Origin of the sequence: Halobacterium noricense (assembly GCF_021233435.1) — an archaeon.
GTDB classification, from domain to species: domain Archaea; phylum Halobacteriota; class Halobacteria; order Halobacteriales; family Halobacteriaceae; genus Halobacterium; species Halobacterium noricense.
In genome coordinates, this window is the sequence record NZ_CP089468.1 from 629,519 (window position 1) to 644,473 (window position 14,955).

The 14,955-nt window shown below is 69.4% G+C and carries 15 protein-coding genes; 9 read left to right on the top strand and 6 right to left on the bottom strand.

Features of this window, described 5'->3' with window-relative positions; genetic code table 11:
- Window positions 1–49: 49 nt before the first annotated feature.
- Genes LT974_RS03515 through LT974_RS03530 form a run of 4 tightly spaced genes read left to right on the top strand, consistent with a single transcriptional unit; the run spans window position 50 to window position 4,251 of the window.
- The gene (locus LT974_RS03515; protein WP_232589283.1) at window positions 50–1,306 is read left to right on the top strand and encodes a branched-chain amino acid ABC transporter permease; all 1,257 of its coding nucleotides are present in this window, start codon (window positions 50–52) and stop codon (window positions 1,304–1,306) included.
- Complete coding sequence (locus LT974_RS03520) at window positions 1,303–2,622, top strand: branched-chain amino acid ABC transporter permease (RefSeq protein WP_232589284.1); 1,320 nt, start codon at window positions 1,303–1,305, stop codon at window positions 2,620–2,622. The genes LT974_RS03515 and LT974_RS03520 overlap by 4 nt, the downstream gene beginning before the upstream one ends.
- Window positions 2,615–3,505 (top strand): ABC transporter ATP-binding protein, encoded by an 891-nt coding sequence (locus tag LT974_RS03525; protein WP_232589285.1) that lies wholly within the window; start codon window positions 2,615–2,617, stop codon window positions 3,503–3,505. The genes LT974_RS03520 and LT974_RS03525 overlap by 8 nt, the downstream gene beginning before the upstream one ends.
- Window positions 3,502–4,251, top strand: a complete 750-nt coding sequence (locus LT974_RS03530) for an ABC transporter ATP-binding protein (RefSeq protein ID WP_232589286.1) — start codon at window positions 3,502–3,504, stop codon at window positions 4,249–4,251. Before LT974_RS03525 ends, LT974_RS03530 begins: the two co-directional genes overlap by 4 nt.
- Here LT974_RS03530 and LT974_RS03535 read toward each other — a convergent pair.
- From LT974_RS03535 to LT974_RS03555, 5 genes are all read right to left on the bottom strand, one after another.
- Window positions 4,248–5,261 (bottom strand): GldG family protein, encoded by a 1,014-nt coding sequence (locus LT974_RS03535; RefSeq protein ID WP_232589287.1) that lies wholly within the window; start codon window positions 5,259–5,261, stop codon window positions 4,248–4,250. The two genes, LT974_RS03530 and LT974_RS03535, sit on opposite strands and share 4 nt — an antisense overlap.
- Complete coding sequence (locus LT974_RS03540) at window positions 5,248–6,162, bottom strand: S49 family peptidase (protein ID WP_232589288.1); 915 nt, start codon at window positions 6,160–6,162, stop codon at window positions 5,248–5,250. Before LT974_RS03540 ends, LT974_RS03535 begins: the two co-directional genes overlap by 14 nt.
- Window positions 6,159–6,803, bottom strand: a complete 645-nt coding sequence (locus tag LT974_RS03545; protein WP_232589289.1) for a hypothetical protein — start codon at window positions 6,801–6,803, stop codon at window positions 6,159–6,161. Before LT974_RS03545 ends, LT974_RS03540 begins: the two co-directional genes overlap by 4 nt.
- A 132-nt stretch (window positions 6,804–6,935) precedes the next feature.
- Window positions 6,936–8,231 carry an ABC transporter substrate-binding protein gene (locus LT974_RS03550; protein WP_232589290.1) on the bottom strand — a complete coding sequence of 432 codons (1,296 nt, stop codon included), beginning with the start codon at window positions 8,229–8,231 and terminating at the stop codon, window positions 6,936–6,938.
- A 137-nt stretch (window positions 8,232–8,368) separates the two neighbouring features.
- Window positions 8,369–9,226, bottom strand: a complete 858-nt coding sequence (locus tag LT974_RS03555) for a hypothetical protein (RefSeq protein ID WP_232589291.1) — start codon at window positions 9,224–9,226, stop codon at window positions 8,369–8,371.
- Window positions 9,227–9,368: 142 nt separating this feature from the next.
- Between LT974_RS03555 and LT974_RS03560 the strand changes: the two genes are divergently transcribed.
- From LT974_RS03560 to LT974_RS03580, 5 genes are all read left to right on the top strand, one after another.
- Window positions 9,369–10,319, top strand: coding sequence for a CopD family protein (locus LT974_RS03560; protein WP_232589292.1), 951 nt, complete (start codon window positions 9,369–9,371; stop codon window positions 10,317–10,319).
- Entirely contained in the window at window positions 10,319–10,600 is a 282-nt protein-coding gene (locus LT974_RS03565) for a sulfurtransferase TusA family protein (protein ID WP_232589293.1), read from the top strand. The genes LT974_RS03560 and LT974_RS03565 overlap by 1 nt, the downstream gene beginning before the upstream one ends.
- Window positions 10,593–11,288 carry an FmdE family protein gene (locus LT974_RS03570; protein ID WP_232589294.1) on the top strand — a complete coding sequence of 232 codons (696 nt, stop codon included), beginning with the start codon at window positions 10,593–10,595 and terminating at the stop codon, window positions 11,286–11,288. Before LT974_RS03565 ends, LT974_RS03570 begins: the two co-directional genes overlap by 8 nt.
- Before the next feature lie 74 nt (window positions 11,289–11,362).
- Window positions 11,363–12,403 carry an ATP-binding protein gene (locus tag LT974_RS03575; protein WP_232589295.1) on the top strand — a complete coding sequence of 347 codons (1,041 nt, stop codon included), beginning with the start codon at window positions 11,363–11,365 and terminating at the stop codon, window positions 12,401–12,403.
- A 64-nt stretch (window positions 12,404–12,467) separates the two neighbouring features.
- Window positions 12,468–14,285, top strand: a complete 1,818-nt coding sequence (locus tag LT974_RS03580) for a sensor histidine kinase (protein WP_232589296.1) — start codon at window positions 12,468–12,470, stop codon at window positions 14,283–14,285.
- 3 nt (window positions 14,286–14,288) lie between these two features.
- Here the strand turns inward: LT974_RS03580 and LT974_RS03585 are convergent, their stop codons facing one another.
- Window positions 14,289–14,939 carry a response regulator gene (locus LT974_RS03585; RefSeq protein WP_232589297.1) on the bottom strand — a complete coding sequence of 217 codons (651 nt, stop codon included), beginning with the start codon at window positions 14,937–14,939 and terminating at the stop codon, window positions 14,289–14,291.
- Between the last annotated feature and the right edge of the window lie 16 nt (window positions 14,940–14,955).

The following is a 14,955-nucleotide window of genomic DNA, read 5'->3' on the forward strand; positions in this document are numbered from 1 at the left end:
GAGCGTTATTTATCGCTCCGTGTCCGAGCGTACCACGAGAGAACTACACATGGAAGCGAACGCAACAGTAGAACGCGGACTCCGGGCCGCGCGGCGCAGTCCCGGCGCGGCCGTCGTCTGGGCGGTCGCGGCCGTCCTCCTCCTGGACCTGCTCGCGAAACTCGTGGGCGTCTCGCTGGGTCCCTTCGAGACTCCGTGGTTCGCGCTCTGGTTCGGCGGGGACGTCCCCCTCAGTGAAGCCGCGGGGCTGGCGTGGGACGGCGTCGTCATCGGCGCTGTCATCGGTCTCGCGAGCATCGGCCTGTCGCTGACGTACAGCATCCTCAACTTCGCCAACTTCGCGCACGGCGACTACCTCACCGCGGGCGCGTTCTCCGGGTGGGCGGTCACGTACGTCATCGCCGGCATCGGCGGCCTGCTCGCGCTCACCGAGACCGCCATCAACGCCGTCACGGGTCTCGGCCAGCCACGCCTCGAAGACGCGGACCTCGTCTCGCTCGTCCTGCTCCAAACGCCGCCGCTGGACGCCGGCGCGAACATCTGGCTGTCGCCGCTGGCCATCGTCGTCGGGCTCGTCGTCGCGGTCGCGATGACCGTCGCGGTCGCGCTCGTGCTCGACCGCTTCGTCTACCGGCCGATGCGCGACGCCGACGGCATCTCCCTGCTCATCGCGTCCATCGGTGTGGCGTTCATGCTCCGGTACCTGGTCGCGTTCGTGTTCGGGAACAACCGCCGCATCGTCACGTCGACCGACCAGCTCCCGTCGATGAACGTCGCGGAGGCGGTGACGGACGCGCTGCCGTTCCTCGGCCCGGCCCGCAGCGCCATCATCGTCGACCTCCACGAGGTCACGCTCGTGGTCGTCGCGGCCGTGCTCATGGTCGGCCTCCACGTCCTCCTCCAGCAGACGAAACTCGGAAAGGCGATGCGCGCGATGGCCGACAACCGCGCGCTCGCACAGATCACCGGCATCCCGACCGAGCGCGTCATCAAGTCGACGTGGCTCATCGGCGCCGGGTTGACGGGTGCTGCCGGCTATCTGCTCGTGCTCTCGCAGGGCGGGCTGGGCTTCCAGACCGGCTGGCTGCTGTTGTTGCTCATCTTCGCGGCGGTCATCATGGGCGGCATCGGCTCCATCTACGGCGCCATCGCGGGCGGGCTCGTCATCGGGCTCGCGAGCCGGATGTCGCTCATCTGGCTGCAGGGCGACCTCTCGTCGTTCGCCCGGCCGACCGCGTTCGCGCTCATGATTCTCATTCTCCTCTTCCGCCCGTCGGGCATCTTCGGGGGGGTGAAGACCGCATGAGCGAGTCCACCACGCGGAACGTCTTCGACCCGCTGCGCAAACTGTTCGCGTACGACGCCGCGAAAGTCACCGTGATGTTCCTCGGCATCTGGGCGCTGTTCTACGCGTTCGGCACCCAGCTCGGCTACGGGAACAACGGCCTGCTCGCGCTCGTGCGCCGCGTGACGTTCCTGTCGGCGGTGTACGGCATCGTCGTGCTCGCGCTGAACATCCAGTGGGGGTACGCGGGCCTGTTCAACATCGGTGTGGCGGGCTTCATGGCGGTCGGCGCGTACACCGTCGCGATGCTGTCCAGTTCGCCCGCGGGCAGTCCAGCCGGCCTCGGGCTCCCGCTGCCAATCGGTATCATCGGCGGCATGCTCGCGGCGACCATCGTCGGCCTCGTCGCGGCGCTGCCCGCGCTCCGCTTGAAAGCCGACTACCTCGCCATCGTCACGGTCGCGCTCTCCGAAATCATCCGCATCGTCTACAACACGCCCGCGTTTGCCGACATCACGGGCGGCGCCAGCGGGTTCGACAACCTCCCGACGAGCCCCGTCAACACGCTGCTGTTGAGCGACCCGTCGAGCACTATCTCGGAGCCAACCGCGGTCGGACAGGTGGTGTTCTCGTTCGCCGAGCAGTTCGGTATCCAGCGGTTCACCGCTATCAACACCGTCTACACGGTCGGCGTGCTGGTGGCGCTGCTGGTCGTCTACCTCGTCTTAGAGCGCACGGGGAAGTCCCCGTACGGCCGCGTGCTGAAGGCCATCCGCGAGGACGAGACCGCCGCCCAGTCGCTGGGCAAGGACACCCAGAACTTCAAGGTGCGCGCGTTCGCGCTGGGCTGCGGGCTGATGGGCCTGGCGGGCATCCTCTGGTTCGCGATGGGGCCGCGGGCGTCGATTACGCCGGTGACGTTCCGGCCGAACATCACGTTCTACATCTTCATCGCGCTCATCATCGGCGGCGCTGGGTCGAACATGGGGAGCGTGCTCGGCGGCGCGCTGTTCGCCAGCCTGCTGTTCGAGGCACCGCCGGTCGTCCGGAACATCGTCACGAACGCCTTCGAGGTCTCCGCGGACCCCGCGAACTTCATCGAGGCGCTCGTCCCCCTCGCCAGCGGCGAACTCATGCCGCTGGCCGGGTTCCTGTTGAACAACATCGACACGCTCCGGTTCATGGGCATGGGGCTGTTGCTCGTGGTGCTCGTCCAGCGCCGGCCGGACGGCCTGCTCGGCGCGCGCAAGGAGACCGCCGCCGGCGTCTCGCTGGCCGCGGACACGCGCCCGGGCCGCAGTCCTGCTGCCGAGAACGGGGGTGACGACGATGAGTAACGCCGGCGACGACATCGCCGACGCGGAGGTGCCCGAGGACGTCGACGTCCCCGAGGACCTCGAACCGGAAGCCGCCGACTCCGACGTCGAGGAGGGCGCAAAGGAAGTGCCCCGCGGCCTCCCGCTCAGAGTCGAGGGGTTGCGCAAGGAGTTCGGCGGCATCACGGCCGTCGACGGGGCCTCCTTCGAAGTCGAGGAAGGGTCGCTGACGGGGCTCATCGGCCCGAACGGGGCCGGGAAGTCCACGACGTTCAACTGCATCACGGGTGTCCACGAGCCGACCGCCGGCGACGTCTACTTCCGCGGCGAGGAAATTACCGGCCTCCAGCCCCACGACATCGCCCAGCGCGGGCTCGTGCGGACGTTCCAGATTGCCCGCCAGCTCGACGAGATGACCGTCCTGGAGAACGTGATGCTCGCGCCGGGCGAGCAGCAGGGCGAATCCATCACGCGCTCGGTCGTCCCCGGGCTGCGCGGCCAGGTCGTCGACCAGGAGCGCGACCGCCGCGAGGAAGCCTGGGAGACGCTGGAGTTCTTCGAACTCGACCACCTCGCGACCGAGTACGCCGGCAACCTCTCGGGCGGCCAGCGCAAACTGCTCGAACTGGCGCGCGCGCTGATGACCGACCCCGACGTGATGTTGCTGGACGAGCCGTTCGCGGGCGTCAACCCCACGCTGGAGGAGAAGCTCCTCGACCGCATCCACGACCTCCGCGAGCAGGGGCTGACGTTCCTGCTCGTCGAACACGACATGGACCTCATCATGGAGAACTGCGAGCACGTCATCGTCATGCACCAGGGGCGCGTCCTCGACGAGGGGCCGCCCGAACAGATACAGAACAACGAGGAAGTCATCGAGGCCTACCTCGGGGGGAACGTATGAGCGAGCACGCATCCCGCGAGGCCGCGCTCCCCGACGGCGAGGAGGGCATCCTCGCGGTCCGCGACCTCGACGCGGGTTACGGCGACCTCCAGGTGCTGTCCGGCGTGGACCTCGACGTCCGCGACGGCGAGTACGTCACCATCGTCGGCCCGAACGGGGCCGGCAAGTCCACCGTGATGAAGTCCATCTTCGGGCTGACGACGTACATGGGCGGCGCGATTACGTTCCAGGAGACGCCCATCCACGAACTCCCGCCCGAGGAGATCATCCACGAGGGCATCGGCTACGTCCCCCAGAACGAGAACGTCTTCGCGGGGCTGTCGGTCCGCGAAAACCTCGAAATGGGCGCGTACATCCTCGACGACGTGCCCGAGGACCAGATACAGTCGGTGTACGACCGCTTCCCGATTCTCGAAGAGCGGGCCACCCAGAAGGCGGGGTCGCTGTCGGGCGGCCAACAGCAGATGCTCGCGATGGGGCGCGCGCTCATGCTCGACCCCGACCTCCTGATGCTCGACGAGCCCTCGGCGGGCCTCGCGCCCGACCTCGTCGACGAGATGTTCGACCGCATCGACCGCATCAACGATGACGGCACCTCGGTGCTGATGGTCGAGCAGAACGCCAAGGAGGCGCTGCGCCGTTGCGACCGCGGCTACGTGCTCGTCAACGGCGAGAACAGCTACATGGACGACGGCAACGCGCTCCTCGCGGACGAGGAGGTCCGCCAGGAGTTCCTCGGCGGCTAGGCCGTCACGACCGGCGACCCGGTTCCGTTCTGCCCGCCAGCCGAACCCGACGGGCTGGCCGGCGCGCCTGCTTCTTTGTCGCCACCGACGAGGAACGCCGCGACGTTGCTCAACAGCACGTCGTTGTCGCCCTCGGTCGCGGTACTCGACGTCAGGAAGTCGATGTCCCCGACGGCGAGCACGTTCCCGTTGCGCGCGGCGACGCTGTACGACGCTTCCTCGCGCGTCGACGACAGCGACACGTCGCTGGCAGTGAGCACCGACGAGGCGTCCCCGCCAGTCGTCACGGGCGTCGCGTCGGTGAGGATTGCGTTCCCCACGCCGTCGGCGACGCCGCCGTCACCGGCCGCGTAGACGGACTGGAAGTTGTTCGCGTTCTCGGCCATGTCGTAGAGGTAGCCGTTCCCGAACGACACGCCGAACGCCGCCGCGAGGTTCGCCGGCTGGCCGGCAGCCGACACCGACCCGCTAGACGTCAGGCCGGGAATCGAGACGGTCGACGTCGTGCTCGTGGTCGTCGGCGGCTCCGCAGCGAGCAGCACGCGGCCGCCCGCGTCGGCGAACGCTTCCACGCCCGCCACCTCGTTCGACGAGTACGTCGTCGCGGGGCTGGCGACGACGAGCGCGTCCGCGCCGCGCAGCGTCTCGTTGAACGCCGCGCCCGGCTGGCTGTTGAAGCCGCTCGACGACCCGCCGCCGTACACCCGGACTTCGTGGTCCGCGGCGACGAGCGCGTCGACGAGCGGCTGGAGGGCGTCCTCGCTGACGTCGTTGCCGTGGCTCACGTCCACCACGATGGTCTTCGACTCGTCGCCCGCGGGCGCGGTGACGCTCCCGCCGTCCTCGACTGGCTCGGCGACGAGTTCGTTCGTATCGTAGGCCGGCGCGGCGGGCGCGTCGGACTGCGCGGGCGACCCCAACACCAGGCCGCCAGCGAACGCCGCCGCGACGACGACCACAGCGACGACGGCGACGACGCCGACAGCGCGCGTGAGCTCACGCGCTCGCATTTGCGGTCACCTCCGTCTGCGTATTCGCCTCGATTGTCCCGTGCAGCATCAGGTACTGGACGGTGTCCACGCCGCGGTACTCGAACACCTGCTCGGTGGTCGCGCCCGCGGGGGCGTCGTCGGTCGAGAGCCCGAGTTGGGCGAGCACCGACGGCTGGGGCGCTTCCATGCGCACCACGTCGTAGTCATCGAGGCCGGCGTTGTCGGCGGCGGCCCCGATGGCCGTGTCGACGCCGCCGATTTCGTCGGCGAGGCCGTTCTCCACGCCGCTGGCGCCCGCGTACACCTTCGCGTGCGAGACCTCCTCGCGCGTCAACTCGATGCGGTCGCCGCGCTCGGCGAAGACGGAGCCGACGAACGCGCGGCGCAGCGTCTCGACGCGCTCGCGCACTTCGTCGGGTGTCGAGCCGGCGCCCTTGTCCGGGCCAGTCACGACTTCGCCGGCGGGCACGCCGCCCGAAGGCAGGGTGGCGCGCACGCCGACGCTCCCGACGACGGAGGCGGGCGTGACGTAGATGTCGTCTGCGGGCGCGGCGGCGTAGTACGACCCGGAGGCCGCGGTGCCGGTGACGCTCGCGACGACGGGCATCTCGCCCGCGGTGCGCTTCACCGCGAGGTAGAGCTGTTCGCTCGCGGACGCGGTCCCGCCGGGGCTGTCCACGTCGAGGACGACGGCCTCGATGGAGTCGTTCTGCCGGGCTTCCCGGAGGTCGTCGACGACCGCGCTCGCGGAGTCGCCCGTGATGGTGCCGTGGAGTTCCACGACGGCGACCGTGCCGTCGGGCTCGGTGGCGTACCCCCACGCTTGCGGCGCGAACGCGACACCGACGACCACGCCGACGACGACGAGCACGATGGTCACCCCACGTACGCTGCCGCGGGCGGAGCGGTCGGCCGTCACGCCGCCACCTCCGCGTTCGCGGACTCGTTCCGGACGAGCGTCACGTCGTCGTACGTGACCGTCACCGACGCGGACTGGCCGTCGTCGGTCGTCCACGACGTGACGACCTGCAGGGGAATCTCGCGGTCGAGGTCGACCCAGACGGTCCGCGAGACGTTCGTCCCGTCGCCGGTCGCGTTCTCCTGTGGATCCAGTTCGACGACTGCGGTTCGGTGGCCATCGTAGGTGGTCACGCGCTCGACGCTGACGTCGCTCGTGCGCACGAGCGACTCCGCGAGCGCCCCGTAGCCGGCGGGCGTCGCGGGGGTGTCGGTGGCCACTCCAGTGCCCAAGACCGGGCCGCTGTCGGTCGTTCCTGCCATCGTCTCACCGGCGCGTGGGCCGGCGCTGTACGTTACCTCTCGTCGGTCGCCGCGGACGGTGACGTTCGCGCGGGCCGCCGTGGTCGAGTCGCCGACTTCGACCGTGCGGGTGACCGTCGCGTCGTAGCCGTTCAGGGCGGCGTACCGCTGTTCGACTGCGTCTCCGACTGCGTTCGCGTCGACGGAGCCGTCGGCCGACAGCCCGCCGATGCAGCCCGCAGTCAGGGAGACGACGACGAGGGCGGTCGCTGCCGCCACTCGCATTCGTGTAGCTTGCATGACTCTCCGCGCGGCAGTTTCACAGGCACCGACAAAACACGCTGGTGGCGTTCGCAAGCCCAGAGAATCCGTCTCGGCGCGCGGGACGCGTCGCTGTCGGGCGTGGCGTCGAAAAAACGGGTGGTCGTGGCGTTACGCGGAGAACTGAATCTCGTCGAGCGTCTCGATGCCGCCGCCCTCCTGGAAGCCGAAGTACTCGTAGGTCGCGGCCTTCAGGTCACCGTTCTCGTCGAAGTCGACGGCGCTGGACGCGCCCGAGTACTGGATTTCGGTGCCCTCGGCGGCCATTTCGAGGCCCTCCGCGAGCGTGCTCGGCGTGACCTCCTCGCCGCCGGGGTTGGCGACGTTCTGCATCTCCTGGGCGATGGCGGCCCCGGAGTTCTCGCCGGCGGCCGCGTTCGCGAGCAGGCAGACCGCGGTGGCGTCGAACGCCTGCGACGTGAAAACGCCGGGCTCCTCGCCGTACTCGGCCTGGTACTGCTCGTCGAAGTAGTCGCGGCCCGGACCCGCCGCCAGCGGCGCGGTGCCGGTGACGTTGTTCAGCGGGTTGCCGACGTCCGCGGGGAGGCTCGCCGACCGCATCCCGTCCGTGACGAGAATCGGGACGTCCGTGTCGAAGTCCGAGTAGAAGTCACGGAACAGCTGGATGCCGCTCTCGGGGTAGCCGATGACGACGACGACGTCCGGGTTGTCGTTGAGCGCCTGCGAAATACGGGAGGTGTACGACGACTGCCCCTTCTGGAAGGAGACCTCCTGGGCGACCTGCCCGTCCTGGTCCTGGAACGCCGAGTTGAAACTCTCGGCGAGCAGCTGGCCGTAGGAGTTGTTCACGTACATCGTCGCCGCGGTCGACGCCTGGTGTTGTTCGACGGCGACCTGCGCGAGCACCTGGCCCTGCAGGGCGTCCGTCGGCGGCGTGCGGAAGATGAGGCCGTTGTCTTCGAGGTCGGTGATGGCCGGGGACGTGCTCGCGGGGGAGCAGCCGACCATCCCCGAGGGGATGAAGACGTTCTCCGCGACGGCGATGGTGACCTCCGAGGACGCCGCGCCCGTGACCGCGGGGTAGCCGCCGTTGCGCAGCGTCTGCGCCGCGGACTGGCCGGCGTTGGGGTCGGTCTGGGTGTCCTGCACGGAGAAGTCCAGCTCGAAGTCCGTCTCGCCTTCGAGCAGCGTCTGCGGGAGGACAGCGGCGTCCCGGATGGGCACGCCGAGGTCGGCGAGATCGCCGGTCGTCGGCTGGAGGACGCCCTGCATGAGCGTCCGGCTGGCGCTGTCGCCGCCGCTGGTGGTGGTCGTGTCGCCACCGCTCCCGCCGGTCGTCGTCTCGTCACTGCCGCCGCCGTCGCCGCCGGTACAGCCGGCGAGCCCGGCGATACCTGCGGCGCCGAGACCGCGAATGACGTCGCGCCTATTGACTCTTGATGGCATACCACGCATTAACAGAGAGCTGGTATAAATGCATTCCGGATATGTCACCTTTCACCACGCCTTCGGCGGAATTACTCGGGTTCGGGCCGTGATTCCCGAGGTGACCTATCTCGGGCCGGCCGGCTGAGTAGCCGGGGTCACTCGCCCGGCCAGACCGCGAGTAGGCCGTCCGGAAACTGCGCGAGCGTCGGCGCCGTGCCGTCTCCGAACGCGATGTGAACGAACGCCTGCCAGAGCACGCCCTCGGCGTACGGCCGCGAATCGAGGTCGACGCCGAGTGCAGCGGCGACTGCGTCCTCGCCGACGTTCGGCCCCGGTTCCACGTCTAGCGTGCGCGGCGCGACGTCGAGGTCGAGCCCGAACGACGGGAACAGCCGGTAGGACGCGTCGACGGCGGGATGGTAGAACGTCCGCTCACCGGGGTATCGGACGGTCAGCACGGGCGTCACGGTCGCGCACTCGCCGTCGGGGAGTTCGACGCGCTGTTCGTCCAGTGCGTACTCGCGGCGCTCACCGGATTCGACGCGGAACGTCCCCCCGCTCGCTGCGACGACCGCTTCCGCCGCGCTCACGCGCTCGACGGTCACCTCGGGAGCGTCGCCCGCTGCGAGTTCGGCTTCCGTCGAGTCGCCGCCGGCCGTCCCCTCCACGACGACCGTCCGCCCGTCGTCGGCCGTCAGCGCCGGTGCGACCCGCTCGCCCTCGCTCGCCGGCTGGACACGGTACGGCGTTGCGCAGACGTTGTCCCACGCGCTCGCTGGGGGTGCGGCGGCGTCGAGGGCCGAACGCCAGTAGAAAACGCGGGCCTCCTCGCCGCAGGTGTAGGGGACGGCGTCGGGGAAGAACGCGCCGCCGAACCGCGTGGCCTCCAGCCCCCGGTATTCGAGGACGGCTTCGAGGTAGCGGCCCTCCCGTTGGACCGGCGCGCAGCGCTCGCTCGCGCCCGCGAAAGTCCACTCGACGCCAGCCTCGGAGTCGCACGTCGAAGAGTCCATCACCTCGACGTAGGCCGCCGGCGCGCAAAGGCCTGCGTCCGGAGATGTTCGGCTCGCCACGGCGCGGTGTGGAACCGAACATGTCCGCACACAGCCCTTAGTTTAGGTGTGCCTAATCACGGGACGAGGTGTTCCAGTCGCGATGGCAGACGTGACCCACGAGCCGGCCGGCACAGTCGCCGACGAACTCTTCGACAAGTACCTCCTCCCGAAGGCCGCGCTCGCGGTCATCCTCGCGGCGTCGCTGGTCGGCACCGCGCTGACTCTCGACCTCACCGGGCAGTGGTCGCCGGTGCTGGCGCTCGCCAAGTGGGGCTACTTCGACGCGCTCGGCGTGCTCCTCGGCGGCCTGCTCTGGAAACACGGCTTCGTCCGCCCGGGCGACGTCGACGCCGCTGCCGACTACTGCGCGGAGATGTACCGGCGCTTCGACCGCATCGCGGTCGGCGCGCTCGCCGTGCTCGCCGTGACTGGCGTCGCGCTGCTCACCGTCGTCTACGCCGACACGCCGCTCGCGCTCCGCGTGGCGCTCGCCGTCGCGCTCGGTGCCACCGTCTCCACGGGGGCCATCGACACCTTCGACGACGCCCCCGTGCCCGAACGCTTCCGGACGCTCGCCGGCGTTCTCGCGCTCGTGGGCGCCGTCCTCACTGTCGCGCTGTCTGCCGTCGCCGACGTCGCACTCGCGGGTGGCGGGGCCGTCCCCGCAGCCTCGCGTGCGGTCCACCTGCTCGCGTTCGCGGCGTGGGTCGGCGGTGCCGTCTGGAACATCTTCGTCGCCGTGCCGACCGGCCAACTCCGCCCGACGCCGCCCGTCGTCCAGGCGGCCGGCGAACAGCTCGAACGGTTCCGGTGGACGGTGCGGTTCGTCATCCCGACGCTCGTCGCGACCGGCGTCTACCAGGCCGTCGACGCACTTGGGACCAGCGCCGGCACGTACGTCGGCACGACCGTCGGCCTCGCGGTGCTCGCGAAACTCGGGTTCGTCGCCGTCCTGTTCGCCATCTTCCTCGCGTGCCCGATGTGGCGCGCGTGCTCGCCCATCGACGGCGTCTGCGACCTCGCGGAGATGGGCGAGGAGGTGGGCGACTGATGCCCGACCTCGACGTCCCCGACATCGAGCCCGACGTCGACCCCGACCGCACCGTCGACAACCGCGGTCGCGGCTGCGCCAACGGCATCGTGCGCGTACAGCGCGCGCTCGAAGACCTCCCCGAGGGAGCGGTACTAGAAATCCACAGCACCGACCGCCGCGCGAAGACCGAGTACCCGAAACTCGCCGCCGAGACCCCGCACGAACTGCTCGCCGTCGTCGAGCGCCGGCGGCGCGTCCTCCGCAAACAGTACACCACCTACCTCGAAATCCATGAGTGACCTCCTCGACCCAGCGACCGATCCGACACCGAGACGCGGCACCGAGCGAACGAACTGGCAACACCTCGCGGACGCCGACCCTATCGCGGTCCGGGACCCGCTCGCGGAACTGCTCGGCGTCGTCCCCGAGGGCGACCCGCTGGTCGTCGGCTTCCCCGAAGTCGTGCTCGCCGCGGGCCACGCTTGCCCCGCCGTCGCGGGCGCGTATCGCGCGACGCAGCTCGCGCTCGACGACCTCTACCCCGACGACCTCCCCGTCCGCAGCGACGTCGCCGTCGAAGTCGGGGGCGACCCCGACGACCACGGCCTCGGCCCGATGGCGAACGTCGTCAGCCACGTCACCGGCGCGGACCGCGAGACCGGATTCACGGGCTTCGGGGGCTACGGCGGCCGCGAGAACCTGCTATCGTTCACGGACCTCGACGGCCCCGGCCGCACGTTCGTATTCCACCGCCTCGACACCGACGACAGCGTCCGCGTCTCGTTCGCGCCGGGAGCCGTCGGCACGTCGCCGCCGGGCGCGGACGGCGACAGCGTGACGGACCTGATTCCGAAACTGGTCGCGGGCGAGGCGTCCGACGCCGAACGCCGCCGGTTCTACGACCAGTGGCACAACCGCGTCCAGCGCGTCCTGCGCGCGACTCCCGGCAAGGACAGCCCGTTCACGCTCCAGCACTCCGAGAACTGAGAACTCCTTCTTCGCGTCGTTCACCCGCCTTGTGACTACAAACAACTAAGTTAGCGTCTCCGGTCGCTTCTCCTATGGGCAGTGTGCAACGACACCTGCCGGTCGCCGGCGTTGCGGGGCTCGCAGTCGGCCTGCTCGCCGTCTCCGCGGTCCACCACGCCACCGAAATCGAGCACATCGACCACGTCGGCGGGCCGTTGTCCGCGTTCCTCGTCGACGGCATCCCAGCCGTGGCACTCCTCGCAGCCGGCTACTGGCTGCACACCGCGGACTTCGAGTCCGACAACCGCTGGCTCGTCGCGACCTGGTCGGCGGTCGGGGGCACGCTCTTCGCCACCATCACGCTCCTCACCATCGCCGTCCGCAAGTTCGAGGGCCGCAGTGTCGCCGAACCCGTGTTCCCGATGCTCGTCTACACGGGCGTCGGCGCTCTCGCCGGCTTCGTCGCGGGCGTCTTCTACGTCCGCGCGCGCCGCGACGCCGAGCGCGCGTCCCACGCCAGCGACGCGTTCGCGTTCGTCAACGACGTGCTCCGCCACGATATCCGCAACAGCCTCGGTATCGTCCGCGGGCAGGCCGAGCTGCTCGCTACCAGGACCGACGACGAATCGGTCGAATCCCGCACCGAGACGATTCGCGAACAGACCAACGAGGCGCTCGACCGCATCGAGAACGCCAACACCATCGCCAACACCATCACCGACGACGCGACCCTCGAACCCGTCGACCTCACGGCGTTCGCCGAAACCGCCGCCGACCGCGTCGCCGGCGCCTACCGCGTCACTGTCAGGACCGGCTTTCCCGAGTCCGCGCACGTGCGGGCGAACGACGCCCTCCAGACGGTCGTGGACAACCTCGTGGAGAACGCCGCCGAGCACAACGACGCCGACGACCCCTGGGTCGAAGTCGCGGTCGAACCTACGGCCGACGCGGTCCGGCTCGAAATCCGCGACAACGGCCCCGGCGTCGACCCCGACGTCCTCGCCGACGCCGACGGCGGCCTCGACCTCGTGCGCACGCTCGTCGCCCACTACGACGGCGACATCGAAATCACCGACAACGAGCCCCGTGGGACTGTATTCACCGTCGACCTGCCGCGCGCGAACACGGCGTAATTCGACGCGCTCGCGCCTGGTTCGGCGAGTACGCTTAACTGCCTGCTGACAGCACTTTCGACAAATGGCCGACTCCCCGACACCGGACAGCCGCCGGCGGCTCGCCGGGTCCGCCGTCGCCCTCCTCGGTGCCGCGCTGTTCGCTATCCCGCTGTACGACATCTGGGAGGACACCACCGAACTCGGCTGGGGCATCCTCCCCTCGCTCGTCGAGAACATCACCCTGTTCGCCCTCGCCGCGCTCCTCGTCGCGGGCGGCGTCTGGCTCGCACGCTCCGAGTGGGACAGCGACCACGTCACCACCGTCGCGTCCACGACCTTCGCCGGGTTCGTCGCGACGGCCATCCTGTTCGCGTGGATTGTTGCCGTCCAACTGTGGGTGATGCACGAACTCAAGCCGTACGTCATCGCGCTCGACGCTGTCGTCGTCGGCGCGCTCGGGTCGTTCGGCATCGGCGTCTACCGCGCGCGCTCTGACAGCCGCCGCCGCGACCTCCAGGTCGAACGAAACCGCCTCGTCGGCCTCTTCGAGAACACCAGCGACGCCGTCGCCACCGTCGAACTCGCGGACGGCTCGCCCGCCGTCTCGTCGGCGAACGAGCGCTTCCGGGAGACGTTCGACGACCCGGACGCCGCCATCGAGGCCGCTGCCCGCCTCGCGGGGACGTCGGTGTCGTCACTGTTCGACGGCGACCACGGCGGCGAACCGACGACCCAGGAAATCGCGTACAGCGAAGCGAACGGCGTCCACGAAGTCGCGTACGGCGACCGCAACGACAGCGACGGCCGCGAGTTCATCGTCCAGTTCGTCCCCTACGATACCGACCGCGGGCGCACGTACGTCTACGTCGTTGCGACCGACGTCACCGAGCAGAAGCAGCTCGCGCGCGAGCGGGAAGCTAACGAACGCCTCGACCTCCTCCACGAGTACGCGTCGAAGCTCGTGAACGCAGAGAGCCGCGACCGCGCCGCCGCGCTCGCCCGGGAAGCCGTCGAGGAACTGTACGCTCCCTCCGACGTCCGCGTCGTGCTCGACGGCGAGGTCGTCGCCGGCCTGGACGATTCCGACAGCACGTTCAACACGGTTGCCGAGGTTGGGGACCGCGGCTGCATCGAACTCATCGCCCACCTTGCCACCCGCGAACTCAACGCAGTCAACGTGCTCGCTACCCATCTCGACGACGTGCTCGGCCGCCTCGACTACGAGCGCGAACTCGCCGCCGAGCGCGAGGAACTGGACTTCATCAACCGCACGCTCCGCCACAACCTCCTCAACGACATCCAGGTCGTGCGGGCCCGCCTCCAGACGCTCGACGACGCCGACGACGAACAACTCGACGACCACCGCGACGTCCTCCTCGACCACCTCGACCGCATGGCGGAGTTCGTCCAGACGATGCGCACCTACACCAAGTCCCTCGTCGAGGACGACGAACACGTCCTCCGGCCCGTGGACCTCCAGCCCGCGCTCGAAGACGTCGCCGACGGCACGCGCAACGCCTACGAGGACGCGGTCGTCTCGCTCGGCGACATCCCGCACGTCGCCGTGAGCGCCGACGAACTCCTCGAACCAGTGCTGGAGAACGTCCTCACGAACGCCGTCGAACACAACGACAAGGAGACGCCCCGCGTCCACGTCGACGCCGAACGCCACGGCGACTGGGTGACCGTCCGGGTCGCGGACAACGGCCCCGGCATCTCCGACGACCGCAAGGAAGCAGTATTCGAGCGCGGCGAACTCGGCGAACACAGTTCCGGCAGCGGCTTCGGGCTGTTCCTCGTGCGCAAAACCGTCGAATCCTACGGTGGCGGCGTCGAAATCCGGGACAACGAACCCACGGGCACCGTCGTCCGCATCACGCTCCCCGTGGCGTCGACCTGACGACTACCGGCCGGCGTCCTCGACGACCTGCAGGAGTTCGGCCATCGTCCCGTCGTCGGTGCCGTCGAGTTGCGAGGCAGCCTGCTCGCGCACGCGCTCTAACTCCGTCTGCAGCCGCTGGAAGCGCTCGTCGTCGGCCAGCTTCGCCTCGTCGTAGCACGCCTGCAACTCCGCGATTTTCGAACTGAGCGCGTACAGTGCCCGGAGTTCTCGCGTGTAGTTCGCGCGCTCCAGCAGCTCCTGAGTGGCGTCCACGACCTCCCCGCGGTCCACGGGCTTCTCCAGATACATGTCGTAGTCCAACTCGACCACGTCGAGGTCGGGCTCCAGCGCTGTCAACATCGCGACGCGGGCACTCCCGTCGCGCTCGCGTATCCGCTGGAGGGTCTCGTCGCCGGAGAGCTTCGGCATCCGCCGGTCGAGCAACACGGCGTCGACGTGGGGGCCGTACTTTTCGAGGGCTTCCTCGCCGTCGGTCGCGACGACCGCGTTCCACCGCTGGTCTATCCAATTGCCGACAGCCCCCGCGAACTCCGCCTCGTCGTCTACGACGAGAACCGTGTGGTCGCCGTCGAGCGCGTCGCTTCCCTCTGCAGACCCGCTCCCGTCGGTCTGCACGGGCGGACCCGAAGCCGCGGAACTGTCGGCCGTCATACTCGTCTAGTCGGTT